Source organism: Nocardia sp. NPDC051052, assembly GCF_044456045.1.
In the GTDB taxonomy this organism is placed as follows: Bacteria; Actinomycetota; Actinomycetes; order Mycobacteriales; family Mycobacteriaceae; genus Nocardia.
Genome location: NZ_JBITFL010000002.1, coordinates 305,606 through 330,327, shown reverse-complemented (window position 1 = coordinate 330,327; position 24,722 = coordinate 305,606). Strand labels below are relative to the sequence as shown.

At 63.7% G+C, this 24,722-nt stretch carries 26 protein-coding genes; 12 read left to right on the top strand and 14 right to left on the bottom strand.

Features of this window, described 5'->3' with window-relative positions; translation table 11 throughout:
* Positions 1-314 precede the first annotated feature (314 nt).
* Both ACIBCN_RS06505 and ACIBCN_RS06500 read right to left on the bottom strand, forming a co-directional pair.
* The gene (locus ACIBCN_RS06505; protein WP_396990479.1) at positions 315-986 is read right to left on the bottom strand and encodes an HAD family hydrolase; all 672 of its coding nucleotides are present in this window, start codon (positions 984-986) and stop codon (positions 315-317) included.
* A gap of 271 nt (positions 987-1,257) precedes the next feature.
* Positions 1,258-1,959 (bottom strand): TetR/AcrR family transcriptional regulator, encoded by a 702-nt coding sequence (locus ACIBCN_RS06500; protein WP_396990478.1) that lies wholly within the window; start codon positions 1,957-1,959, stop codon positions 1,258-1,260.
* Between the two features lie 87 nt (positions 1,960-2,046).
* Between ACIBCN_RS06500 and ACIBCN_RS06495 the strand changes: the two genes are divergently transcribed.
* The 3 genes from ACIBCN_RS06495 to ACIBCN_RS06485 all read left to right on the top strand — a co-directional run bounded on the left by ACIBCN_RS06495 (position 2,047) and on the right by ACIBCN_RS06485 (position 6,158).
* Positions 2,047-3,177 carry an FAD-dependent oxidoreductase gene (locus tag ACIBCN_RS06495; protein WP_396990477.1) on the top strand — a complete coding sequence of 377 codons (1,131 nt, stop codon included), beginning with the start codon at positions 2,047-2,049 and terminating at the stop codon, positions 3,175-3,177.
* Positions 3,178-3,958: 781 nt separating this feature from the next.
* Complete coding sequence (locus ACIBCN_RS06490) at positions 3,959-5,542, top strand: LGFP repeat-containing protein (protein ID WP_396990476.1); 1,584 nt, start codon at positions 3,959-3,961, stop codon at positions 5,540-5,542.
* A gap of 154 nt (positions 5,543-5,696) precedes the next feature.
* Complete coding sequence (locus tag ACIBCN_RS06485; protein ID WP_396990475.1) at positions 5,697-6,158, top strand: hypothetical protein; 462 nt, start codon at positions 5,697-5,699, stop codon at positions 6,156-6,158.
* 287 nt (positions 6,159-6,445) lie between these two features.
* Here the strand turns inward: ACIBCN_RS06485 and ACIBCN_RS06480 are convergent, their stop codons facing one another.
* Together ACIBCN_RS06480 and ACIBCN_RS06475 are read right to left on the bottom strand one after the other, a co-directional pair.
* Positions 6,446-6,925, bottom strand: coding sequence for a hypothetical protein (locus ACIBCN_RS06480; RefSeq protein ID WP_396990474.1), 480 nt, complete (start codon positions 6,923-6,925; stop codon positions 6,446-6,448).
* A 2-nt stretch (positions 6,926-6,927) separates the two neighbouring features.
* Positions 6,928-7,305 carry a hypothetical protein gene (locus tag ACIBCN_RS06475; RefSeq protein ID WP_396990473.1) on the bottom strand — a complete coding sequence of 126 codons (378 nt, stop codon included), beginning with the start codon at positions 7,303-7,305 and terminating at the stop codon, positions 6,928-6,930.
* An 832-nt stretch (positions 7,306-8,137) separates the two neighbouring features.
* On the opposite strand from ACIBCN_RS06475, the gene ACIBCN_RS06470 reads away from it, so the two are divergent.
* The 3 genes from ACIBCN_RS06470 to ACIBCN_RS06460 all read left to right on the top strand — a co-directional run bounded on the left by ACIBCN_RS06470 (position 8,138) and on the right by ACIBCN_RS06460 (position 10,306).
* Positions 8,138-8,857, top strand: coding sequence for a hypothetical protein (locus tag ACIBCN_RS06470; RefSeq protein ID WP_396990472.1), 720 nt, complete (start codon positions 8,138-8,140; stop codon positions 8,855-8,857).
* A 262-nt stretch (positions 8,858-9,119) separates the two neighbouring features.
* Entirely contained in the window at positions 9,120-9,407 is a 288-nt protein-coding gene (locus ACIBCN_RS06465) for a hypothetical protein (RefSeq protein WP_396990471.1), read from the top strand.
* A 188-nt stretch (positions 9,408-9,595) separates the two neighbouring features.
* On the top strand, positions 9,596-10,306 hold the full coding sequence (locus tag ACIBCN_RS06460) for a hypothetical protein (protein ID WP_396990470.1): 711 nt from the start codon (positions 9,596-9,598) through the stop codon (positions 10,304-10,306).
* A gap of 182 nt (positions 10,307-10,488) precedes the next feature.
* Here ACIBCN_RS06460 and ACIBCN_RS06455 read toward each other — a convergent pair whose 3' ends face one another.
* From ACIBCN_RS06455 to ACIBCN_RS06445, 3 genes are all read right to left on the bottom strand, one after another.
* Entirely contained in the window at positions 10,489-11,223 is a 735-nt protein-coding gene (locus ACIBCN_RS06455; protein WP_396990469.1) for a GAF and ANTAR domain-containing protein, read from the bottom strand.
* Between the two features lie 84 nt (positions 11,224-11,307).
* Complete coding sequence (locus ACIBCN_RS06450) at positions 11,308-12,027, bottom strand: GAF and ANTAR domain-containing protein (protein WP_396990468.1); 720 nt, start codon at positions 12,025-12,027, stop codon at positions 11,308-11,310.
* Between the two features lie 805 nt (positions 12,028-12,832).
* Complete coding sequence (locus ACIBCN_RS06445; protein WP_396991145.1) at positions 12,833-13,180, bottom strand: hypothetical protein; 348 nt, start codon at positions 13,178-13,180, stop codon at positions 12,833-12,835.
* A 755-nt stretch (positions 13,181-13,935) separates the two neighbouring features.
* On the opposite strand from ACIBCN_RS06445, the gene ACIBCN_RS06440 reads away from it, so the two are divergent.
* The gene (locus ACIBCN_RS06440) at positions 13,936-14,091 is read left to right on the top strand and encodes a hypothetical protein (RefSeq protein WP_396990467.1); all 156 of its coding nucleotides are present in this window, start codon (positions 13,936-13,938) and stop codon (positions 14,089-14,091) included.
* 21 nt (positions 14,092-14,112) lie between these two features.
* Here ACIBCN_RS06440 and ACIBCN_RS06435 read toward each other — a convergent pair whose 3' ends face one another.
* From ACIBCN_RS06435 to ACIBCN_RS06415, 5 genes are all read right to left on the bottom strand, one after another.
* Complete coding sequence (locus ACIBCN_RS06435) at positions 14,113-14,514, bottom strand: DUF4232 domain-containing protein (protein WP_396990466.1); 402 nt, start codon at positions 14,512-14,514, stop codon at positions 14,113-14,115.
* A complete protein-coding gene (locus ACIBCN_RS06430; RefSeq protein ID WP_396990465.1) occupies positions 14,511-14,762 on the bottom strand; it encodes a hypothetical protein in 252 nt (83 codons plus the stop codon). The genes ACIBCN_RS06435 and ACIBCN_RS06430 overlap by 4 nt, the downstream gene beginning before the upstream one ends.
* 217 nt (positions 14,763-14,979) lie before the next feature.
* Positions 14,980-15,837 (bottom strand): metal-dependent hydrolase, encoded by an 858-nt coding sequence (locus tag ACIBCN_RS06425; RefSeq protein WP_396990464.1) that lies wholly within the window; start codon positions 15,835-15,837, stop codon positions 14,980-14,982.
* Complete coding sequence (locus tag ACIBCN_RS06420) at positions 15,818-16,477, bottom strand: TetR/AcrR family transcriptional regulator (RefSeq protein WP_396990463.1); 660 nt, start codon at positions 16,475-16,477, stop codon at positions 15,818-15,820. Before ACIBCN_RS06420 ends, ACIBCN_RS06425 begins: the two co-directional genes overlap by 20 nt.
* 130 nt (positions 16,478-16,607) lie before the next feature.
* Entirely contained in the window at positions 16,608-17,231 is a 624-nt protein-coding gene (locus ACIBCN_RS06415) for a TetR/AcrR family transcriptional regulator (protein WP_396990462.1), read from the bottom strand.
* 118 nt (positions 17,232-17,349) lie between these two features.
* On the opposite strand from ACIBCN_RS06415, the gene ACIBCN_RS06410 reads away from it, so the two are divergent.
* Positions 17,350-18,264, top strand: coding sequence for an alpha/beta fold hydrolase (locus ACIBCN_RS06410; RefSeq protein WP_396990461.1), 915 nt, complete (start codon positions 17,350-17,352; stop codon positions 18,262-18,264).
* Between the two features lie 319 nt (positions 18,265-18,583).
* Here ACIBCN_RS06410 and ACIBCN_RS06405 read toward each other — a convergent pair whose 3' ends face one another.
* The gene (locus ACIBCN_RS06405; RefSeq protein WP_396990460.1) at positions 18,584-19,183 is read right to left on the bottom strand and encodes a dihydrofolate reductase family protein; all 600 of its coding nucleotides are present in this window, start codon (positions 19,181-19,183) and stop codon (positions 18,584-18,586) included.
* Between the two features lie 10 nt (positions 19,184-19,193).
* A complete protein-coding gene (locus tag ACIBCN_RS06400; protein WP_396990459.1) occupies positions 19,194-20,243 on the bottom strand; it encodes a sigma-70 family RNA polymerase sigma factor in 1,050 nt (349 codons plus the stop codon).
* Positions 20,244-20,356: 113 nt separating this feature from the next.
* Between ACIBCN_RS06400 and ACIBCN_RS06395 the strand changes: the two genes are divergently transcribed.
* From ACIBCN_RS06395 to ACIBCN_RS06380, 4 genes are all read left to right on the top strand, one after another.
* Positions 20,357-20,956 carry a dihydrofolate reductase family protein gene (locus ACIBCN_RS06395; RefSeq protein WP_396990458.1) on the top strand — a complete coding sequence of 200 codons (600 nt, stop codon included), beginning with the start codon at positions 20,357-20,359 and terminating at the stop codon, positions 20,954-20,956.
* A gap of 331 nt (positions 20,957-21,287) precedes the next feature.
* Positions 21,288-22,892, top strand: coding sequence for a hypothetical protein (locus ACIBCN_RS06390; protein WP_396990457.1), 1,605 nt, complete (start codon positions 21,288-21,290; stop codon positions 22,890-22,892).
* On the top strand, positions 22,892-23,947 hold the full coding sequence (locus ACIBCN_RS06385; RefSeq protein WP_396990456.1) for a hypothetical protein: 1,056 nt from the start codon (positions 22,892-22,894) through the stop codon (positions 23,945-23,947). The genes ACIBCN_RS06390 and ACIBCN_RS06385 overlap by 1 nt, the downstream gene beginning before the upstream one ends.
* Before the next feature lie 37 nt (positions 23,948-23,984).
* Positions 23,985-24,611 carry a hypothetical protein gene (locus ACIBCN_RS06380; RefSeq protein WP_396990455.1) on the top strand — a complete coding sequence of 209 codons (627 nt, stop codon included), beginning with the start codon at positions 23,985-23,987 and terminating at the stop codon, positions 24,609-24,611.
* Positions 24,612-24,722: the final 111 nt, after the last annotated feature.

Here is a 24,722-nt window from a genome sequence, read left to right as displayed (position 1 = left end):
GTGCGTTCGGTCGGCCGGGGTCCGCCACCGGAACCGACCCATAAGCGGCAGTAGAGGACGTTTATTCCGCCTAGGGCAGAAGCTTCGACGGTGGTAGACGGTCGGTTGAACCGAGGGTCGTTGGCGTGCCTGCGGAGTGGCTGGCCGCCATCCGTTCAGAACGCGCGGCACGCGGCAATATAAGACGTTAGTACCAGCGGCTCAGCCCGACTCGTGGGCTCTGAGCTGGCGCTACGTCGGAGGGGTGCCAGGAAGCCGCCTGGCATGATGGATTTGATCTGGGTGGACTCGCGCGCGACGGGCATGGGTGGCGGTCACTGGGCTGTGGCGATACCGGTGACCAGGTGGAGTCGTCGTTGTCGGGGATCGGTGAGGGTGGGGACGAGCAGTGTTGGTATGCCGAGGTCGACGGCGGCTCCGTCGTGGGAGGCGCGATCACCGACCATGAGAGTGTTTTCGGGCTGGGCTTCAAGTTGGTTCAGAGCGAGCCGGAAGATCGCGAGGTCGGGTTTCTGGACGCCGTGCTCGTAGGACAGAACGAATGTATCGACCAGGCTGAGCAGTCCGGCATCAGCGAAGGCGGGCCGCAGGTCGAAGTGAATGTCGCTGAGAACGCCTATCTTGCAGCCGTTTTCGGCTAAGACCGTGAACGTAGGTGTGACGTCGTCGGCGAACGGATTATGAGTCGGGTCGGATTCGACCGCATAGAGTGAGTTGGCGAGCTCTGCGTCGAGACCGGCGTCTGCGAATACGCTGAAGTAGGTTTGTCTGTGTAGTTCGACGTTTGTGTCGATGTCGGGGCCGTTGAGCCGGTTCGGTTGCCCAGCCGCGGTACGGATCGCTTGGAGCACAGCGCTGGCGGCGGGGTCGTCGTGCGCGCGGCCGACCCGCCGCAGTGCCTCGCCCGCCCAGCTTGTGATGGGTGGAAGCGCTCCCAGCGTTCCGCGCCAATCGAAAACGACTGCTCGAGTAGTGACTGCACCCACGACCTACCCCCCGGGCAACCGATGGAACGATCAACCTGCGTCAGGCTAGCGACAGAACGTCTGGTGAAGGGCAACGCCTCCGGGCGCGCATCACCACGGGCCCCGAGCATCCGGTAGTCGGCCATTACAGGATGTTCAGCGCGGCAAGCGATCTCGCACTCGGATCGACCGATACGCAGCATCACCGTGCGTTCGGTCTGATCTCCACTGCCTCTACCGATGTGGTCGTGGGGCGCCGCAGATGGGCCAGCTTGCGGTGCGACTTTGGCTCCTACCGGGCAGGGCTGTTCTTGCCCGCACGGTGCACGGTCTCGATACCAGCGAGGATGAGATCGATGCCGTTGAGGAACTGCTCGCGGTCGTCGTGGTCGCGCAGTTGCGTCCTGGCTTTGTGCACGGATGGGTATCTAGCGGGGTCGAGCTGCGTCCACTGCGCGGCGATGGCGGCGAGGAAAGTTGAGCGGTCCATCTTGCTGTTGGCGAGCGCGCGGGCATTCGCGGCGTTCTGCCCGGCGACGCCGAGAATGTAGTTCACGAGCACCCCGGCGGAGTCGGACAACCCTTGTTCGGGCACGTCGAGTGCCTGCAGTTGCTCGCTGATGCTCTCGTAGATGTCCAACAGTGCCGGTCGCCAAGGCTCTCGGGTGAGTTGGCCACCGACCCAGGGGTGGGCGACGATCGCATCGAACAGGCCGAGCGCGATGGTACGCAGCACTTGTCGGGGCTCGGCGTCGGCGACGAGGCCGGTCACGATGGGCGTGATGACGTGGTCGGTGGCCGCGGCGAGCAGATCGTTCCGGTCCGCGACGTGGTGATATATCGCCCCGTATCCGGTGGACAGCCGCACGGTGAGCGCTCGCAGGGTCAGCGCGTCCTCGCCCTCGGCGTCGAGTATTTCGGTAGCGGCCTGGACTATCACGTCCCTGGACAGCGCCTCCGTACGTCGGGGGGCTCGTCGAGGCTTGGTCGCCATGGGATCCATTCTGCCACGTATGGATCGCCGCTCCAAACCTCTGCTAGCGTCATTGGAGTGGCAATCCAAACATCTCGGAGGAGCACGATGAAAACCCCGATTACCGTTGTCGGAGCCGGCCTCGGCGGTCTCGTCCTGGCCCGCGTCCTGCACCTGCATGGCATCCCGGTCACGGTCTATGAAGCGGAGGCCTCGGCCGCCGCGCGCACCCAGGGCGGGCTGCTCGACATCCACCCCTGGAACGGCCAGCCGGCGCTCGAGGCGGCCGGCTTGATCGAGAAGTTCCGCGGCCTGGTCCTGCCCGGCCGCGAGTCCTATCGCGTTCTGGACCGGGCAGGGACTGTTTTGCTCGAGCGACCCGACGACGGCACGGGTGAGCGCCCCGAGGTGTCGCGCGGCGAGCTGCGCCAGATGCTGTTGGACTCGCTTCCGGACGGCATCGTGCAATGGGGGCGCAAGGTCAGCGGCGTGCGGGCCCTCGGTGAGGGCCGCCACGAGCTGCGCTTCACCGACGGTGCCACCGTCGGCACAAGCGTGCTGGTCGGGGCGGACGGGGCGTGGTCGCGGGTCCGGCCGGTGTTATCTGACGTCACCCCGCAGTATGTGGGCGTCACTTCCGTCGAGTACTTCATGTTCCACGCCGACGCCCGTCATCGCGCCACGGCCGAGGTGGTCGGCTCCGGATCGTTGTTCGCGCTCGCGCCGGGCAAGGGTTTCCTTGTTTATCGGGAAAGAGGAGGCACTCTGCACACGTACGTACAGCTAGCGGCGCCACAGGACTGGCTCGCAGACACCGATGTGGCCGATGGCGCAGCCGTGTCGGCACGGATCGTTGCCGAGTTCGACGGGTGGGCGCCCGAGCTCACCGCGCTGATCACCGACAGCGACACCGAACCGGCCATCCGCCCCCTCTACTCACTGCCGGTCGGGCACCGCTGGGCTCTGATGCCTGGAGTGACCCTGATCGGCGACGCCGCCCACCTCGCGCCCCCGAACGGCGAAGGCGCGAACACGGCCATGCAGGACGGAGCCGAACTCGGCCAGGCCATCGCCGCGCACCCCGATGACGTCGAGGCCGCGATGGCCGAGTACGAGCAGGCCATGTTCTCGCGTGCTGCCGCCGAAGCGGGAGGCGAGGACATTTACGACATCATGCTCGGCGACGGCGCGCCCCACAGCTGGATCGCCATGATGAACGTGGCCGAGCAGGCATCGTGAGCGCCGCGGACCCACCGTAAGTGAACCGCTTCCTACGTCCTCGTTTGGTCCGTTGATGCCAGGCGGTGCACGGCGATGCGATCAGGCAGTTCGGAATCTCTTGTTGCGCATGGCGTTCGCGCATGCCTCGGGCGGTGCTGCGAGTTCGGGCTTTGTGCACGAGTATCGCGCCCGCGCCGACACCATTCCGAACATGTTGGCCCAGTTGGTTTCCCCAGTTCGTCAACGATGACAGCAATGGGATCGTGTGGGACCCTGATCCACGTCAGCAATGAACTGGCAATCTGATGTGCAGGGGGCAGGGATGAGGCGCTCATTACTATCTGTGCTTTGGTGGTGTCGGGTAGATCGGCGAATTCCGTTGCGTGCGGGTGTGACTGGTGCCGCGGCGCTGTTGATCGTGGCGGGGGCGCAATTCGCGGCCGCGGACCCGGCATCGAGTTCACCGCCACCTACGTCGACGACATCGGCACCGAGCACCCCGCCGGCGTCGCCCCCGGGTTCGGCGCCGGCGAAGCCTAGCAAGACGACATCGCCGACAACCCCTGTGCCGCAACCGTCTTCGCCCACCACGTCGATGCCGCCGAAACCGGCCACGTCCTCGACATCGGCCACTGCGCCGCCCGGTCCCGCGTGTGTTCCGGGTGCTCGTTCGAAAGCTCCGGAGAAGTGGGAGGCGACTCGTAATCCTCAGTCGAGCGTGGCACCGGGCCGGATGCGATCGGACTGCCAGGAGATCCCGGGCGGGTTCACTAAGGAGCAGGCCGATAAGGCCGAGACGATGGAAGCCGCGGTGGCGGCCCGCACGCAGCAGCGCACGGCTGCGGACGGGTGCCAGGTGTATTGGCCTGCGCCATACGAGGTTTGCGGCGCAATCCGGGACAAATACAACGATCTGGGGGGACCGAACAGCTTCCTGCTGTTTCCGACCTCCAACGAGCTGAGCAACCCCGATGGTGTCGGCAAACGCTCCACCTTCCAGAACGGCCCGATCTACTGGTCCCCGGCCGGTGGCGCGCACCCGGTGGTGAACCATTTCTTTGCTGCGTGGCAGCGCAACGGCTGGGAAGGCGGTGTTCTCGGCTATCCGACCTCTGATGAGCTCGTGAACCCTGACAACCTCGGGCGTCGCCAGTATTTCCAGGGCGGCACCGTCTACTGGAAACTCAACGAGGCGTACTACATTGCGGGCGCGATCCGCGACAAGTGGGGCGAAACCGGTTGGGAAGGCGGCCATCTCGGCTACCCGACCTCGGACGAGACGGTACTCCCCGACGGCCAGGGACGGATGAACCGCTTCGAAAACGGAGTAATCTACTGGCATCCGGCCTTTGGCGCACGGCCGGTATCCGGCGCGATTCTCAGTCAGTGGTCGCGTGCGGGGTATGAGCGGAGTAGTCAGGGGTATCCGATCGCCGACCAGGTGGTGATTGCAGGCGCGGTTACCCAGCAGCAGTTCGAACACGGATGGATCTCTACACCCGGCGTCGAGATACGGATCGGTGGGTCTGGACAGTTGGTGAACTTCGGCATCCCGTCAAACGCGCCCTTTCCGGCGGAACTGGTTCCGAATGGTGTCGTATTCCATGGCAGCGGGTTCGATCTGAGGTTCGAGTTGATGCCCGACCATGCGGTGCAGGTTGGCATTGATCTGATCGGTGTCGAGGCGCCTCGGGCGTTCAGCCTGATGCTCGGACTCCCACCGGGCCACACGCTTCAACAAACCAGAGGAAGGGTCAAGATCATCGCCCCCGACGGTGCTGTTGTCGCCGCTGTCGGCGTTCCGTTGGCGGTCGATACGAACAAGAGGTTGGTACCAGTGACAGCCTCGTTGACCGGAAACCAGCTGAGCTACCAGTTCGGTCCGACGACAGCACTTCCAGTCTTGTCCTTCATCGACTCGGCAAGCGAACAATCGAAGGAGTTCTGGGATCTCGGTGTAAACGAACGCGACACGTGCGAGAGAAACCCGTTCGACTGCTATCGGACACGGAAGGTGAGCCACATCGCTATTGACGCCTCACTCGCTCCATTTCCCGACGCGGCCGGCGCAGAAGACAATCGGGTCGACGCAGCGAGACATTGCATCTGGATGGGAAGAACGACCGAGGGCGCAAATGCCGACTTCGCGACGCAGATGGGCAACGCGCACGAGATCGATTGGCCAGGTTCGGCCGCGGCCGGAAAGATGGACCAATGGAACAACATCACCGGTCGTGGTGTCGGGCTACGCAACGAGGGCAATCCTGGCAAGATCGACGAAGCGTGCATCCAGTACGCGCGAGTCGCTCCCGTTACTCCCGACCCGCCGAACCCCGTGGACAACAAGAAGGCCGATGCCCTGGTGGTGCTTCGAGATCCGTAAGCTGACGAGTGCTACCAGATCGGCGGCGAACCCGTAACATTGCGTTGGCCGCCGATCGGCGGCGGTGTAGGCAGAGCAAGGGTTTTCGGCTCCAGCGACATGATGAGGTGGATGCGGGTTGAAGAGGCCCAAGAGGACCTCGTTCTATGCGGTGATGGCACTTCTCGCGGCGGGAGTTGCGGCCGCAGCCCTGGTGGTAGCTGTCGTCACCAATGCCCGCGATGCCGATGATTGCCTTCGTGTCGATGACAGCGTGACAACGATGATCGCGGCTCGACCATCAGAGGGCCCCATCGAACCTCGGGCCGCATTTGCTGTGGAAAACCCCTTCGCAAGGTCCCGGCAATCGGTTCCCTATCAGAATTACTACATCATCGTGATGCGCTTCCAGATACCGGACGGAGCCACCATCGACGGGGTGTGGGGATTGGGCACCAATTCGCCGAAACCAGAACGCGGACAGGCATTATCGCAAGGTGCGCCGGTCGATGGACGTGCCAGTTCGCTCGCCGCGATCACCTCGGCGGCAGGTCGGTGGACGAATTGGCCGAATCGAGATATCCCCATCCAGGATGGTGATCCACTGGTGCAGAAGGCGATGAAATGCTTGGCATGAACCTGATCTCGCGCGAATCGACGAATCTCAGTACTGCACTGTAAATGTTTAGAGGACACCTTGCTATCGCGAAGGGGGCTTGTATGAATAGGGTAGATGGAACGCAACGGAACAGTGGTGTGCCCGCCTTGCCTTCCGTCCTGATGTTTGTAGCTGGGATCATAGTCGGTGCACTGTTATGGGCGGCAGTTCAGCAACTGACACCTGTGATCGACAACGAATTCCTGGATGTATTCGTTGTACCGATTGTCGCGTCGGTGCTCGTATCGATCATATTCGGATACGCACTACCGCGATTTCGTGTCTTCGCCTGGTCTCTGCCGATCGGCACGTTCCTTTTTGCTGGGGCGTTCTATGCTCTCATCCTGCGTCATTAGCGTTTCGTGGCGAATGGCCTGAGCTCGATGACTGACCCGATAGCGATCGATCACGAACAGCAGATCGCGCAGAATCGTGATTTCGCACAACCGGGGGCGCAGCCGCGGTGCTGGGCTTGTCAGCGTTTCCGCAGGTCGAGTTGTGTGCTCAGCGCGTGTGTCCCCTCCGGACACGACCAATACGCACACGGGTGGTGGTGGCTGAACTTCAGCCACCACCACCCGTGTTTCGTGGTTATAGGTCATCTTGAGGCCCAGTTGTCGGTAGACCTCGAGCTTGTCGGTAGGGTCGGCTGCTCCCAGGATCTTGATGAGTCCGCCGAAGGACTTGACGAGTTGGCGAATCTCGTTGCGGCTCAATGTAGGACGTGCTTCGGTTGTAGCTTTCATGGCTAGGAGCTGTGCGGCAGTGGCTTCGCGTTCGGCTTGGGTTTGCCGGGTCCAGGTCGCGATCGGTAGGGGGTCGGTGCCGGCTTCCAACGCGGCGCGGTAGCTGTTGAGCTTGCGGTCATAGTCGGCCAGTGATTGCCGGAGGTGCGCATGGCGGCAACTGCGGCGCTGCTGTCTGGTTGGGCTTGTTCGAGCGTGGCGAGGGTGTGTTCGATCTGGTCGCGGCGGAAGACTTGGGCGAGCCAGGAGTCGATCGGGTCGATGATTCGCTCTTCGCGGAGGTAGACCACTGTTGGGTGGTCGATCTTGTTGGCGAGGGCGTATTCGGCGGGGAAGCGGCAGCGGTAGTGGGCTTTGTCGTGGTTCCAGTTGCCTTGCAAGCTTTGTCGCTGAATTGTCTGAGCGAGAGGATGATTCGAGTTCGACTCGAGCTGCCCGGCAGTCGCGGCGGTGGACAGTGGGCGCGTTGTGGGCGCGGCTGTCCGTACCGGCGATGGCAGAGGGGAAGTCCTCACTGCCGGGATGCCGTGCTGGGCTCAGCGCACGACTGGCTCAACGTAGACGTTCAGCCTCGCGGCGCAGTACGCGCGAGATCTCGGGATCACGCTCACCGGCTTCGAAGCGCGGGGGAGCAAAGGGCGTGCGCGTCCGGCTCGCCCGGCTGAGAGCATCCGGCCGCGCCGACCTCGGTGATGCCGCCCTGATGGACCAATATCGCGGTCCGTCGAGAAATGTTACACAGCATACTGAATTCGCTGGTTTGTTATTGGTTGCATAGTAATCAGCGCTCGGAGGGCGTAGTCTGAGTTCACTGCTCGAGCCCTAGGCGACATTATCGGTGTTTCCGTTGCCGGCAGATGAGTCAAAGCATGGGTGACTGTTTACAAATGTCAGTGTTTCGATACTCGTATCGAGGCCGTTTCGCGATTTCCACCGTAGCGATCTGCCGTAAGCTACTCGGTAGCAACGGATTTCCAGGGAGTCTGGACACCACTGGCAACAGCGCTCGACGCTGAATCTCAATCTTTATCGCTGACGAAAACGGCGAAGTAATTGACTTATCGGTTTGCTGATGAGTCGGTGACTGCGCCGTGGTGCGAGGCGTACTCACATTCCTCCGTATCGAAGTGGAGGCATAGCAGCGCATCATCTCGGCCGGTGCCGATACATCGGCCTCAGCGCATCAGCGCTTCAGCAAAATGGAGTACGACCATGAATACAACTCGCACCACACGCACACGTATCGCCGCTCTGCTCGGCGGCCTGGTCCTGAGTACCGGCACGATGATCGCTGTGGCGCCACCGGTATTCGCGGCCGCGTGTGTCACGGTCAATGGCGCCAACGGTGCCCCGGGTACCCCAACCGTCCCTGCAGGTGGTGCGGGCGGCAACGGGAGCCCCGGTGCCCCGAACTGTCCCGGTGGTAGCGGTGGCAACGGCGGCAACGGTTACGGCGGTGGCGCCGGTGGCGCGGGCGGCAGCGGCGCAAGCGGCGGACTCGGCGCCTCGGGCGTAGGCGGCGCTGGTGGCATCGGCGGGGTCGGCGGACCGGTCGGGGGCTCTGGCGGTGCGGGCGGCGCTGGCGGCAACGGTGGCGCGGGCGCGAGCGGCGGCGCAGGCAGTGCGGGTGCTGCCGGCGGTGCGGGCGGCCTCGGCGGTAACGCCCTCGCCGTCGATACCGGCGGACGCGGCGGGCGTGCGGGCAACGGCGGCAACGCCACCGGCGCCAACAACAACGGTGGCGCGGGCGCACGCGGCGGCAACGGCGGCAGCGGAGTCCTCGGGACCGGCGGCGCGGGCGGCAACGGCGGCAACGGTGGTGCCAAGACCGGCACCGGCACGCTCGGTGCTTGCGGCAACGGCGGCAACGGCGGCGCGGGCCTGGTCGCTGGCGCCCCCGGCACCGGAGGTAGCGGCAGCGGCTCCTGCTGAGGCAGGTTCTCGCAACTGAAATACAGCGAGCCACACCACGCGATAGCGCCGTGTGGCTCGCTTGCCTACTACAAAACATGCTTACATGACACCAGGTTTCTTCAAATCAAGGCCGCGAGAAACGCACTTATATATCGGCGAAACATGTCCGGCGCGCATCGGCTGGTATGAAAATATTTGCTTCCACATGGAATTCGCGAAATGAGGCACGGAAGTTGGTGTGCGGGCGTCGACTTCATAGTAATCACCTCTGGAGTAGCGTATGCTGAGTTCACCGCCCCAGACCTCGGCCATATCAGGCTTGTTTTCGCTGCTGTCAGAGGAGTTCGAGCATGGGTGGCTAGTTCGCAAATACCAGTACTTCATTTTCGCCGGAATTGTGGCGTTCCGCCTCGAAGAGGTCGCCATCGAAGGTGTGGCGAGGCTGCACTCGGCCGTCCGGGGTGGCCTCGGCAATATCATCCGGCAGGACAGTGCTGAACATCAGCGAACGACATCCCGTGCCGAATTACGTTCTCCTGCCAGCAAAGAAGCAGGCGGCTCGACGTGAAAGCAGCTCGTCGGACGAAATGAGACGAGCAGGTGAATACGCTGTAGCACGGTGTAGTCGCATAATTCTTGATATCGAATCAGAGGATTCCCCGAAATGCCGGAAATTTCGTTGCGGCATTGATAAAGAGCGCATACCCAGCCGGTGCCGGTACGCCGACATCAGCGCATCAGCAAGGGAGCACCATCATGACCACACCTCGCACCACCCGAACACGCGTCGCCGCCCTCCTGGGCGGTCTGGTACTCAGCGCAGGCGCCATGATCGCAATAGCCCCACCGGCATTCGCCACCTGCTCACCCATCAACGGCGCCAACGGCGCGCCGGGCACGGCTTCCCATCCAGCCGGCAACTCCGGGCTCAACGGCAGCCCCGGCACCGACAACTGTCCAGGCGGCAACGGCGGTAACGGCGGCAACGGCTACGGCGGCGGAGCTGGCGGCGCGGGTGGCAACGGCGGCGTCGGTGGACTCGGGTTGATGGGCAGCGGCGGACTCGGCGGCAACGGCGGGATCGGCGGGCCCACTGCGGGATCCGGCGGCGCGGGCGGTGACGGCGGCGCAGGCGGCGCGGGCGCTGTCGCAGGCAGCGGCGGCGCTGCTGGCGGTGCCGGCGGGATCGGCGGCGACGCCCAAAAGCCCGATACCGGCGGTCAAGGCGGCCGTGGCGGCGATGGCGGCAGTGCCTCCGGCGTCAACAACAACGGCGGTAACGCTGCGAACGGCGGTCACGGCGGAGCTAGTCCCCAGGGGACCGGCGGCGCAGGCGGGGGCGGCGGCAACGGCGGAGCCAAAACCGGCACGGGCACCCTCGGGCATTGCGGGTCGGGCGGGGCGGGCGGTACCGGCTTGAACCCTGGCGCTCCGGGTATCGCAGGAAGCGGCAGCGGTTCCTGCTGATACGGCCTAGATAGACAACCGAACCCGGCCACACCGCGATTGCGCGGTGTGGCCGGACTGTATGAGATACCACGCGACCGGCGCAACAGCTGAAGCCGCGGGCCACGTGGACATCTTCTGCCGCACACCCACCATCGGGTCATAGTCGCTGCGAACCAATATGATTCGCGCTGGGGCGGGAGCTATCGTGCCGGTCGGTCAATCAATACGCCCGCATCGGCGGTGCCATCGACAATGTCTCGAGCGAAGTCAGAAAGGCGCAGATTGTTGCTGCGTGCGTAGGTTCGCAACTGCTTGAAGGCGTCGTCCATGTTCAGTCCGCCACGTTCGGAGAGCACGCCTTTGGCCTGCTCGATGATGATTCTGGTGTTCAACGCCACCTGGAGTTGCCGATTGACCACTTCGGTGCGGGTCGCCATACGCTGGTGCAGGATTCCGATCGTGGCCACATCGGCCAACGCCTGCCCGACCGTCAAGTCTGGCGCCGACAGCGCCCCGGTGGCGGTGGAGAACACATTTATCGCGCCGATTCGCTCGTCGCGCAACCGCATCGGTATCGCGCACACCGCATGAAACCCCTCAGCGAGCGCCCGCCGTGCGAACGCGGGCCATCGGTCCACCTGCTCCGAAAGATCATCGACGACAACGACTTCGCCGGTGCCGTAGGCCTGTAGACATGGTCCGGCTTCGGATTGGACCTGAAACAGTTCTAGTAGCCTGGTTTGCTCGCTGGTCGAGGCCAGCACCTGCAATCCACCCTCCGGCGCGCGGAGCAGGATGCCTGCGGCATCGACGGTCAACAGTCGCACGCAATCGTCGACCAGCCGCTGTGCCAGTTCGATCACGTCGTAGTCCGCGACCAGAGTGTCCGCCAGTTCCACGAATGCCTTCACCAACGGACCTTCTCGCTCCGTCATCAGATCCTCCCTGTTCACCGTGGTGTGGTCCTGCGAGAATTCCTGCAGATAGTCGAGTCGGCGTGCCGCGCTGCACGATGCGTCTTATCCTGCCTGCTCGGCAGCAGGATCGAACCGCAACTGACGCGTCACCACATCGTGAGCGACATCGCCCAGCGTGCGGTCGCCGGCGAACGCGTGTGCCTGCAACCGCGCATACGCTTGCCGCACCGAAACCGTGAGCTGGACGGCGATCATCCCGCTGGCCTGATGGATCTCCTGAGCGCGCGGCGCCGAATCCCACCACGAACCCAAAACCACATTCGAGCCGTTCCCGTCGGCTCGACCGTCCCCGAGCAGGATCATCGTGACCATCCTCGCCACCGAAGTCGCCGCTACCCAATCCGCGCGTTCCAGCCGCCCCGGTCTGACGCGATACAGATCTAGCACCCCCACCCGCACCGCACCGACCTGCAACGGCAACGCATACATCGCGCCGCAGTCCGAAAGATCCAGCGCCGCACCGAGTAACGGCCACCGCCGGTGGATGGTCGCGAAGTCATCCAAGATCACCGGCATGCCGGTGATCGCCGCCTCGATGCCGGGGCCTTCACCCACCGTCGCTTGCAGCCCTTCGATCCGTTCGGCGACAGAGTCGCTGGCGCACAACAGTTCCCGCCCGGTGCTCTCGACGTCCACCGCGATCGCCGCCCGCTCGAACGCCAGCACCCGCAGGCATGCCTGGCACAGCCGTTCCGGCCCGCCGACGTCATCGGGCACCGTCGTCAATGCCGCGAAGAACCGCGCCGCCTCAAGGGCAGTCATGACTCAGGCCCGGAGATCGTCACGGCTCCAACAGATTTCGTGACGCTTGCGTTGATTTCCGATCCGGTGTACCGGCCCACGTCCAGCGCGCCTCCAGTCGGCGACATCAAACCCCGGGCGGCAATCCTGCCGACAGTAGCCGTGATTTTGATCTTAATTTTACCCCGTCAGGCGATAGACAGTATCGGGTATGACGGACAAGGAGTGGGAGTTGCTGGAGTTGCTGTTGCCGAAATCCGAAGGGCGCGTAGGTCGTAACTTCTCTAAACGACCGGTTGGTGGTGGAGATGATGCTGTACCGGCTCTTCCTCGATGTCGACGGACCGCTGCTCCCGTTCGGCGCCGAACCACGCAGCCCGCTTCGAACGCGGTCACCGGGTCGAACGCCCCAAGACTAACGCAGCCTGAACCACCCGCTCCCGATCGACCTGTTCCTGGGCGAGACGGGCCAGGAGCTCGGCTTCCGCGCGTTATTCGGGTCGGTCATACGGAGTCTGGTCGTCGAGGCATTCGGGAGGGCGGTGTAGCTGTCGTAGTCTTGCTGCTCTAGGCGTCGCAGTCGACCGTCACCGATGGCAGATTGCTCTTGTCATAGGGCCAGGACCTCTTGCGGACTGCCGCCCGCCCGACCGAAACGAACATCCGCACATGCCGCCGCGCGGGTGTTCGATCGAGCACAGGCCAAGGCGCACAGTTGATCTAGAGAACGTCCGCTACTGGGCTCCCCTCTCGTGTCAAGGCGTGGTCGACGACGACGAGCGCCGCGCCATCCTGGCCTGCCGCGCCCACCGGAAGCGCAGGCTGTTCAGTAGTCGCGGAAGGTCTCGATTTGCGCGCTGAGCCGTCCAAGACGTTCGGCGAGTTGTTCGTAGCCGCGGTTGATCACGTAGATGTTGCGCAGGACCGAGATTCCCTTTGCCGTGAGCACGGCGAGCAGGATGACCACTGCGGGCCGGAGAGCGGGCGGGCAGATGACCTCTGCGGCGGACCAGCGGGTCGGGCCTTCGACGTAGACGCGGCGGGGGTCGAGCAGGGTGATCGATGCGCCGAGTTTGGTGAGTTCGGTCAGGTAGATGGCGCGATTTTCGTAGACCCAGTCGTGAACGCGGGTCTTGCCCTCGGCCATCGCCGCGATGAGGGCGAAGAAGGGCAGGTTGTCGATGTTGAGGCCGGAAAGGGCATGGGGTGCACTTTGTCTCGCGGCGCGCGCAAGCGTGCAGGCCGAACGGCGATGTCGTCCAGGCGGGTGTGCCCGTTCTCCGCGTCGTATTCCTCGGACAGGTCGAACTGCTGGTGCATGTGTTCCAGCAGAGCGAGTGCGACTTCCGCAAGGTTATCTCACTCAACGAATTGGTCCGTGCCGCAGTCGCACTCGCAGCAGGCGGACTCGACAACGCGGAAACCCATTGCCGGGTAGCGCAGTCCTACCTCAGCCACGAAATCAGCACGGCAGACATTGATTTGGCTGATGTTCTGCTGCGTAAGGGTGAGCTGTCCGCCGCGAAATCCTTGCTGAACATCGTGTACGAACACGTAGTACCGAGCGGCATGTTGTGGCCGGCCGCCCGGCCGGTCTCCGCGCTCTCGCCAGTGCGAGAGCAAGATTCGTGCGCCGCGTACCCGCTACTATCGCGTCTCCCTGGCGAGCCTGTTCGGTTTCGTCTCGCTCACCGGCGCGCTCGCGGAGTACCAGTTCTTCGACGCCCTGCGGCATGACGAGAACGAAACAGCGATTCGGAACGCCGTGATCGCCTGGGCCGCAGGGAACGGGTACCGAATTCGGGGGGACACCAGCCTGTTCTTCGTCGATATCTTCGTCACACCGGACTCCCTGAACCGTTACCCGCCAGCGTATTTCGAGAAATCCGCGGCCAGGACGTACGCGTCGGGGTGGGCTACACCTGTCTGGTGATCCTCGATAATCGTAATCCGCTGCCCTTCCGCAAGATCATCAGCAACAACAACGGGATCTCATGCACCGGATTGCCCAAGGAGCCGGGAATCCAATGTGTGAACTCCGAACACGGCTCCAACCTCTCCAGAAACAACTACACATTGCGCTGATGCGCGCCCGCAATGATGCGCCTACATCGGTGTGATCGCCCGGACGACGAGCATGCGCTGTGGGCTCGGGCAGATCAGGTTATCCCAAGGCAGCCACAGCGATTCGGTGTTGTCGGGCGGGTAGACGCGCAGGGTGTTGGTGCGCAGGGCTGCGCACTCGTTGATCTGCTTGGGGTAGGAGATGAACTCGAATTGCGCCGCACCGTTGGGTGCGAGCGTGACCGGTGCGGGTTGGGGCGCCTGCGGACCCTGGTCCCGAACCGCGGGCTCGCCTACCGGTTCACCGGCGGGGCCGTTGGTTTGCGAGACGCCCGGAAACCCTTGCAGGACACAGGTTCGCGAGCTGGAGTTGATGAACCTCAGGAACCAGGTCCCACCCACCTGGCCGCCGACTCCCTTGTCCAGGCGAAGTTGCGCGGTCACGCATTTCGGTGGAACCGTTTCGGCGGGAGTAGTCGGGTCTGCGACAGCGGTTTGGTCGCGGGCACTGCGGTGGTCTCAGGGACGCCGCCGCCGGGCTCACTCGCGTGCGTTGGTTGGGTGGGCTGCTCGGTTTGTGCTGAAGGCAACGGTGTTCGGGTCGCCTGGGTGGTTGTGGACGAGTCGCAACCGCTGGCGGTGATGGCGACGCCCGCTGCGAAGCCGGCGACGAGCAGTGATGTGATCCGCATGAGATCCCCTCGAGTTCGGTACTGCAACCGTTCGGTATGCAAGCTGCACATCGAGGTGTGCCGGTCGCCGTTACGTTCCGCGTCGGTGCGGATTTGTGTAGTCGGCTGCAAATCAACGCAGTTCGCCGCTTCGTTGCCCGAAACTCCCTGATCCGGGCACCTTCGGTCAAAGTGTTAACGCCAGGCTGTGCGGACCATGCCCCAGAAAGTGGGGGGCTCAGTGTAAATGGTCGGCGAGCGTGCCCTGCTCGCCGAACAATTCCTCGGTCCAGCGTTCGAGCAGGGCGGCGTTGTCGGTGTGGTCGGGATGGAAGCCGGATTCGAAGTATTCGCCGAACCGAGCGAAGACGCTCCCGGTCAGGAATGGCGAATACCGCAGGGCGGCCAGGCTGCGCACCAGTGTGACGGGGTTGTAGGTGGCGCGGTCCCGGACCAGAGAGGCTGCGGTGTGTGCGATCACGCCGATGCCGAAAAAGGCCATGGTGAACCACATTGCGGCAACGCGGCGGCGTTCGGTGCCACCGGCGGCACGGTAGACATCGAAGGCCACCGACTTGTGCTCGGACTCCTCGACCGCATGCCACAGCAGCATCGAGCGCACTTCGGTCTGTCCCAGCAAGGCCTGCGCCCGCTCATCACTGAGCAGGGTTTCCGCGAATACCGCCGTGTAATGCTCGAGCGCGGCCGTGATCCCCAGGCAGGTCAGCGGTGACAGCGTGCGCTCGCATAGTACGAAGAACTCGCGGGTGGTGCGGTCGCCCAAACGAGTGGGATAGCCCATCTGGTGCAGTCGTTCGTTCAGCTGCTGATGCTCGCGGCCGTGGGTGACTTCCTGGCCGATGAAACCGCGGACCCGCGACTGGAGTTCGGGCTCGGTCAGCTGGTCGGCGTGCCGCCGGACGGAGCGCACGAAGAAGTCCTCGCCCTCCGGAAAGACTGATGACAGGTAGGCCATCGCGTGGCTCATGACCAGATCCCCGTCGACATAGTGCTGTCGCAGTGACCCGGTGGGATAGCTGAATCGGATGCGGCGGACTCGAATGGGCCGTTGGGGACTACCGGATGAACAGCTCATGATTTTCTCGATTTCTCTCGCGATCTTCCCTGCTGTGCGTAACCAGCGGGCGGACAATACCTTTGACAGCGGCTATGACAGCGGCGGTGGGATACGGCTCATAGCCGGGTATCGACCGCGACATGGCCAGCCCATCGAACAGCGCGAACAGCAGGTGCAGCACGACGGGAGCGCTGCGCGAATCGCCTTCGGCCGGAAACATCTCGGTGTAGCCCCGCTCGATGGCAGCCATCACCTTCCGGTCGATGTCGACGACCGCGGCAGCCAACTCCGCGTCGGTGCGGGCCGCTGTCCACAGCTCCTGCCAGGCGGTGTAGGTGGGGCGCTGGTACATCGACCACAGCAGCTCGATCGCGATGTCGACCTGGTCCGCCGAGGGATCGGGCCGGGGCATGACCTCGCGGTACTCCTCGACGCTACGGTCGAACGAATGCGCGACCGCGGCACAGAGCAGATCCGATTTCGTCGGAAAGTGATGCAGCAGTGCGCCGATGGAGACCCGAGCTCGATGCGCCACGTCCGTGGTCGTTACTGCGCGGAAGCCGACTTCGACCAGCGCGTCGATGGTGGCGTCGAGCACCGCGCGACGTGTCTGGGCAGTCCGCTCGGCCTGCGTCCGCCGGGTTCGCGTGTTCGCCATGCTGTCGAGTATGGCATTAGAAACCGTAGACCGCTACTGTTTCTTGTTACTACGAATTGATTACGCCTGGAACAGAACTCGCTAGCTAGCGAACCGATGATGGATCAGCAAACGTCCTGTGGAAGGGTGTTCAGAGGAGATCGGACTGATCGGCGGAGCTTTGCGTTGTCACACCCAGTACGCAGTCCAGAAGATGGTCGATCAGATCGAGTGCTGACGGCGCGGTGTCGTATCCCTGCAACAGGCCTTGGGCCAGTCCGCCGATTGCCGCTGTGATCAGTGCGGCGTCGCGCTGTGCCCTGGCCTCTGCGCGTCCGAGTCGTGCGATCTGGTTGGCGATAACCGTGACCAGAGTGCGTGGGGCGGCGAACGTTTCTTCAGCGGTAATGGCTTGGCCGGTCACCGCTGCCCACCCGAAGCTGCCGAGAACGATTGTTTCCTCCCGGCGCTGGGCGTCGAGGGGCAACAATTCGGCGAGGATGGCATGGATCATTGCGCGCGGCGCCGCGTCCTGACCCATTGTGGTCCATCGGCGCATGAAACGGGCGCCGGCATCCTCCATCACCGAGCGGTGGGTCGCCAGCAGGAATTCTCGCTTGGATCCGAAGTAGTACTGCACCAGCCGTATCGACATCTCGGCCTCGACGGCGACCGTCTGGAAGGTGACACTTTCGAGCCCGCCGCCGACGATGACCCGGCGCACGGCATCGGTGATCTGCTTGCGCCGCACATCATGGTCGACCAATCGTGGCACGGGTCCGCCGCCTTCCGTCGTCCGACAACTGCTCGATGGTACGCCCATACCATTTAAATGGTATGGTCATGCCACCATACGTGGTATGGGCATACCGTAAAAGGAGGATGGCGAGGTCATGTCGAAGATTGGGCGTTTCACCAGCGACGAGGCTAAGACGGCTTATCTACGTGCTTACGACGCACTTGCCGCCGACTGGCCGGTGCCGTCGACAGAGATCGACGTCGAGACGAGATTCGGGACTACCCGAGTTCGCAAGTCGGGGACCGGATCTGGCCGGCCCCTGATGCTGTTGCCAGGCATGCCCGGCAACAGTCTGTTCTGGCTGCCGTTCATCGAGGAGCTGGCGCGTGAACGCGTCATCTACACCCCCGACATCATCGGTTGGGCCGGTCGGAGCGAGCAGAGCGCGCCGGTGCGCGACCATGGCGAGATCGTCGAGTGGCTGGTTGCGGTCATCGACGGGCTCGGCGAGGATCGCGTGCATCTGGCCGGGTATTCCGACGGCGCTTGGACCGCATGCCTGTTCGGAGTTCACCGGTCCGATCGTCTGGCGAGTGTGTCCATGCTGGAACCGGGCGGGGCCACCTTCGCCAAGCCGCGATGGAGCTTGCTGCTGAAAATGATCCTCGCGGGTATGCGGCCCACCCGCGAGCGCATGGAGAAATTCGTCCAGTTCTTGACGCCCGGTGTCGTGCTCACCGACAAGGAATGGGCAATGATGGTGCCGGGGTTGAAGTTCCGGCTGGCCTTTCCGTGGCCCAAGCCGTTCACCGACGAACAACTCGCAGCCGTAACCGCCCCGCTGCTGGTGTTGTTCGGCGAGACCACGGTCGCCAACGATCCCGAAATCGGACTGCGGCGCCTGGGTGAACAGCTGCCCGCCGCCGACGTCGAGGTCTATCCAGGCGTCGGACACGAACTGCTGTGGGCACTTCCGCAGAAGGTGATGCCCCGACTCCTCGGATTCATCGCCGAACACGACCCTGCCCGGGACGTGAGCAGCCAGATTCGACCCGGCGACGCACGATAAAAGATTCGGAGTGCCGACTCCGGTGAGTCGCCGGTCACCTACGGGTCGCCTCGAGGATCATGACGGGACTCGGTGTGGGAACGAACTCGGTCGAGGTCGAAGCCGTTGTCGTTCAACAGTATTCGGTACTCGTCCGCGGTGCGTTCCTTGCCGCCGAGCAAGGCTCAGCATCACGAGGTCCATATCCTTCGACGGGTGCGGGGCATCGCTGGCGGGCACGACCAGCTCGGCAACGAGCAGTCGTGCGCCCGCCGAGGCCGAGGCAGCGACGGTCTTCAGGATCTTCGCGGTCGATTCCGCGCGGTACCTTTCGAGGATTTCAGCGCGTGGTCTCGTAGGTCAGTTTCACGACCTTCGAAAAGGTCTTCACGGCTGTGAGCCTCAGTTCGGCGCTTTGACCTTCTTGGAAGTACTGCTTGCCGCGTCCCAGTAGCAGGGGGTAGATCGTGAGGTCTATTACGTCTATCAGCCGCTCCCGCAGCAGCGTTCGACCGAACAGACCGTGGCCTAGGACCAGCAGGTTCCCCCCGTCCTGCTGCTTGAGTCGGGTCACCTCGGCGACGACATCGCCTCGAACGATGATCGGATTACCCCAGTCGCCCTTTTCCAGCGTGGAGCTGAATACGTATTTCGGGATTGCGTTGAGCCGGTCGGCCCACATCGGCTTGTGGTTGCCGCCGCCGTAAAGCTTGGCGAACGCCTCATAGGTGTTGCGGCCGAACAGGATCGCGTCGCATGCGGTCAGCAAGCCCAAGCCGTCGCGCAGGTATGCCTCGTCCTGGTATTCGCGGACCCCCATGCCCACCGGGTCTTCGAAAACACCGTCCGCCGAAACCAGGACGTACTCGATCACCTTCCGCGTAGCGCCTGCCCCGATGGTCAAATCTTTGGGTGTGCCGGTTTCGCTGTCGGTAGTCATGCCGCACCGCCTACTGTGCGCTCGGGAGGGATGGCGGCAGGCCGAAAGCGGAGAGGACAGTGTTTTCGAAGCGGGTCATCGCGCCGATTCGGGTGCCGGCGAGGGTGAGAACGAAGAGGCCGACGCCGTGAATGCCGGTGGGGGTGTGCCGGTACACCCCGAATGCCGGCTGACCGTTGGCTCGCGTCGGCACCAGTTCGAATCTCGGCACCGAGCCGAAAATGAACGCACAGAAGCGGGCCACGTTGTCTCGGCCCTGGTATTCCAGCGGCACCGGTGGCATCGACATGAAGACGTCGTCGGTCAACAGCGCCACCAACGCGTCGACGTCGGCAGATTCGTAGGCGCTGACGAACTTTGCGACGATCGCGTTCTCGGCAGGTGAGTCGCCGGCAGGCGGCTGTTCTCGGGCAGTAGTCACCGACAGCCCGCGCCGCATTCCCGCACGTGCGCGTTTGAGGGCGCTTTTGACCGATTCGACGGTCGTGTCCAGCATCTCGGCTACTTCGTTCGCGTGGAATCCGAGGACGTCGCGCAGGATGAGGACGGTGAGCTGGCGAGGCGGCAAGATCTGCAGTGCGGTCACAAAAGCCAGGGAAATGGATTCGGTCTGCTCGTAGCGTGCCTCCGGACCGAGCGGCACACTGATCGCACCGTCCAGAAGGGCGTCGGGATAGGGCTCGAGCCAATGGATTTCGCCGCGTCCAGTGGGTTGCGGTGGTTCGATGCCCGGGATGTCCCACTGCTTTGCGGGACGTCGGCGAGCAGAGCGCAGCGCGTCGAGACACCGGTTGGTGGCGATGCGGTACAGCCAGGTGCGAAGTGAGGCGCGCCCGTCGAATCGTTCGAGACCACGCCACGCGGCGAGCATCGTGTCCTGCAGAGCGTCCTCGGCATCCTGAAACGATCCGAGCATCCGGTAGCAGTGCACCTGTAGCTCGCGACGGTGTGGCTCGGTCAGCGCTCGGAACGCCTCGCCGTCACCGGCCCGCGCCCTCGACATCAGGTCTGTTCTCGCCAACTCCACTCTCGCTACCTCATTCCTTGTCCGCAATTCCATCCTGTATGGACGCCGGCCAAGGCGCGAACGGGGCGGCCGCACAGCGCCCCGTTTTCCGATGATGCGGTGTCCATACCCGTGACAGCCGACACCATCGTCAAAGGAGCACGGAAATGGGAAAGATCGTCATCACCTCGAATGTCACACTCGATGGAGTGGTCCAAGACCCGGACGGCGCAGAGGGTTTCGCGCGCGGCGGCTGGTTCCACCAGTACGTGGGGGCCAAGGATCTCGAAGACTGGGTCGCCCGCGAGACGCGGGAAGTCCTCGGCGCCGAAGCACTTCTGCTGGGCCGGCGGACCAATGAGTGGTTCGCGGACCGGATGACAGCGCGCAATGTAGCGGAAGGCCGCGTGAGCCCCGAGTGGGCGGACAGCGTGCGAAGCCTCCCCAAATACGTCGTGTCGTCGACTCTGAAAGGTCCTCAATGGAGCAACGTCACCGTCTTGGGCGGCGATGTGGCGCAAGAGGTTTCGGAGCTGAAGCGGAAAGTGGACGGGGAGATCCTGGTCTACGGCAGCTATCAGCTCGTGCGGACACTGATAGAACAGCACCTGGCCGATGAACTGCGGCTGGTAATTTTCCCGGTCGTCCTGGGATCGGGCCTGCGTATCTTCGACGAGTCCGGCGACAAGAAGCCGCTGCACCTGGTCGAAACCCGCAAGCTAGGCAACGGCCTGGTGTTCTACACCTACGAATTCGTGCCGAGTTAGTCGAAATCCGCACTGCGGGTTCCAGTGGCCCGTCCCCAGTGAATGCGACCGACCGGCTTCTGGCGGAAGACCCCGAGCGGGACCAGCGGGTGGGTGGAGCGCCGCTCGACGAACGCGAACAGGGATCTCAATTTGGTACTTGCGTACCGAAATGTATTCGGTACGCAGCCGTGTGCCGCGCGACCGCGTAGTCGGTCCTCCATACCTGTTTCACTCACCGGACCAGCGCAAACACTCGGGTAAACGGCTACGCACGCCTCGGTGGATATACCAGGCGACTGTTATCCATCGAGCCGCCGACCAGGGGGGCTCGTGACGAAGGAGGGAAATCATGGCAGATATCGAGGGACTTGGCGCGCTGCAGAAAGCATTGCTGTCCGCGATAGATCAGGTGGGGTCGGTCGTTTCAGAAGCCCTGCAAAATAATCCGGGAACAGTGTTTCTGTATCAAAAGCCCGGTCTCACCGTCGATCCGCGGCGGTACCTGAACCCGTGGACGCCGGAGGGCGACATCTACACGCTGATGGACGATACCGGCCACATCGAAACGGGCACCGGCGCCACCCCCGGCAAACCGGGAACACCGGACCCGAGACTGGCGGCGTCCTACGCCGCCGCCGCGGCCACCGCGGAGCTGGTCGATGACCATCTCGCGCTCGGCTCGAACTTCGCGGCGAAATCGCTCGGCAAGGCCTCCGACGCTTGGAAGCTCGTGCAGCAGGCCATCACTGGCGATGTGCCGACGCCGCCGTCGAAGGAGGTCCAGGACAAGATCAATCAGGCAAAGCAGCTGCTGTACGTGAGCGGCATCTACGGCAAGTACACCCCCGGCTATCAGGGCTACCTCAATGCGGTGAGTGCACTGCGGACCGCACGCCGGAACAAGGCCGACGCGTTCTACAAAGCCATGGCCGACCCAGCGCTCGGTCAGGCGTGGGCAATCGACGGCGGATCCTTCGACGATGCGATCCATCAGGCCGAAACCGATGTCGCAGGCGCCGACCACACAGATGCCGGGATGGCGTATTCGGAGGCGAGCGACTTCCTGTACTCGCAGGGCACAAGCATCGTCGACGCCGCGGTCACCGGCGTCAAGGACCGCTGGTCCACCTACGGCGAGCTCTCCCTCCCGATCGGCAAATTCCCGTTGACCGTCCTCGACCCACCGTCGTGGTGCGATGTGACCGACGACAGTTTCGGCGCGCTGGAGATATCGGTCAGCAACTCCAGCTACGACAGCGCCTCGGCCAGCGGGTTCAGCGACTCCTCGACCTCGTACTACAACGACTCCGGGTCCTCCAACGGTGGCGGCGTCGGCCTGGTGTGGGGGCCGTTCAGCGCGACCGGCGGCGTGGACAGCACGAGTGCGGACTACTTCAACTCACAGTCGGCCGCGAGCGCGTCCAGCGACGGGCGCTGGGACCATTCGCAGTCCGCATCGATTACCGGTGAGTACTTCGTGGTGAACGTCCAGCGGCCGTGGATGTTCGAGGAAATCTTCCGGATCAAGAGCGGCTGGTCGGTCAAGGACAAGCCGGTGAACTACATCAGCGACGGCACCAACACCGTGGCCAACAACGACAACTGGCTGCCTTCGGTGGTGGTCCAGATGCTGGTGGCCCGCAATCTCGTTGTCTACTGCGACGATTGGGGCGACGCCGGCACCCACTTCGCCAACTACGCGGCGTCGTCGAGCAGCAGTAGTCACACGGATTCGACGAGCTTCGGCGGCTCCGTCGGCATCTTCGGCCTCGGCGGCACCTATAACCACAACGACTGGCATGCCGACGGCCAGTTCTTCACCGACGACGACGGCCATCAGAGCTGGAGCTACCACAAGGACGAGAAGGGCGGCAGGCTTGTCATGCACGGCACCCAGATCATCGGCTGGCTGGTGCGCGTGGTTCCTGCGTCCCCGCCTAAAGCGAGCAGCTGATGGGCCACAGCATCAACGAAATCGGCCAGTTGCTGGTGTCGGATCTGGCCACGGCGTACGGCATCGCCACGGCTCCCGATAAGGCTATGGCCTTCTTCCAGGGCGTTCCGGTGGACGACAAGATCGTCCAGAACGGCAAACTCAACCAGTTACGGTTGGGGTTGTGGTTGGCCGGATTCGACACCACGCTGATCCTGACCCCGGCCACAGCGGCCATCACGCCGCCGCCGGGCGGCGCGAGCGCCACCGGCTGGTATCGGGCGATCGTCGCCGACGCGCAACCTGTCGACGCGAATAGTCTTGCGGGCCAACAGCTATCGAAACGGCTGAACAACGATCGCGCCTTGCTCGCAGAGGTGAACATCGATCAGCCGCTGACCTGTGAGCCGCCGGACTGGCCGATACCGGATGCGCCCTACTGGCAGAGCTGGAGTTCCGCATCGCACACCGCGACGTCGACGGCGGCACCGAACAAGGCGCTGGTTGCCGGTAGTGATTGGGCGATCCGTACCGCGGCCGATTCCGCCGCGAGCGGGGGACCGGGCGATAACAGTGCGATGCTCATGTTCCGCCCGATCGACGGCACCCCGATCATCCCGCCCGAATGGGGCGGCCGAGGCGACGACGAGCGGTGGGATCTTCAGAATGTCGGTAGCGGAACCGACACCACCACAACGACATCCACCGATATCACCATCCAGTTCGACTACGCGCTGGTCTACCTGACTCGGCGTGCGGCGGGCACCGAGTGGTGGGACGACGTGCTGCTGAACGATCCCGCCTGGTATTTGCCCGGTTACGAGGCAGGCACCCTGCTGGGCAGGGGGTCGGGCGGCGCGGTACCCGTCCTGCCCTATGCCCTGCTGCTCGCCAAGAACGCCGTCGTGACCGGTACCTGGGAAAACCAGCAGAACACCACCCGCGTTGGGCCACTGCGGGTCTCGGCCACCGGAGGCGGCGATTCGGTCGCGATCGGCTGGCAGGGCATGCAGGCGATCGCTCTGCTCGCCGACGTGCTACCCGACCTGCCACCCGAGGACGATCCGGCGGCATAACGAAATCCATTGCCATCCAACAGATAAGGAGGTACTGGTGATGACTGTCGAATTCGGCGACCACGCCTGGTACTGGAACGATATGGTCTCGACCAACAAGAAAATCCCTCGGGCGGAATGGTTTCCGGGCAGCAACCCGAACGATCCGACCGACTATCAGGGTAACGGCGTCGATATCTACAACTATGTTTTCCACGATAACGACGTAATCCTGCGCGGACAGCCGCACCTGCGTCGCGGTGCAGGCAGCTTCGCCTGGCTGAACAACAACCCGGGCAACCTGACCGGGGTGGTGGGCGGCGCCGATTACGGCCAGTATCCGGGAAAGTTCAACTGGCACAACTTCTTGATCTTCCCGGACTACAGCACCGGATTCCTGGCCATCGGCCTGTTCCTGCAGGGTCCGGCGTACGTGAATCTGTCCATCCAGGCGGCCTTCCGCAAGTACGCCCCCGCCTCGGACGGCAACGATCCGGACACCTATGCCGATGATGTCGCCGCGGCGTCGGGTGTCGACGTGTCCACGCCGATCAGCGAGCTCACCGCCGAGCAGATGTCGTTGATGCAGAACAAGATCGCCCAAATCGAGGGTGCGGTACCCGGCGACAGCTTCTCCTACGACTCAGACGATCTGCCCGACGCGATCAAACAGCTGATCGCCTGAGCGACACCGCGCGCTGTGGCGACTCCAGAGTCGCCACAGCGCGCGGTGTTGATCGCCATCTCGAAGCGGGAAGAGCCCCGGAATTCGGCGGCCCCAGCGGCGACAGGGTCA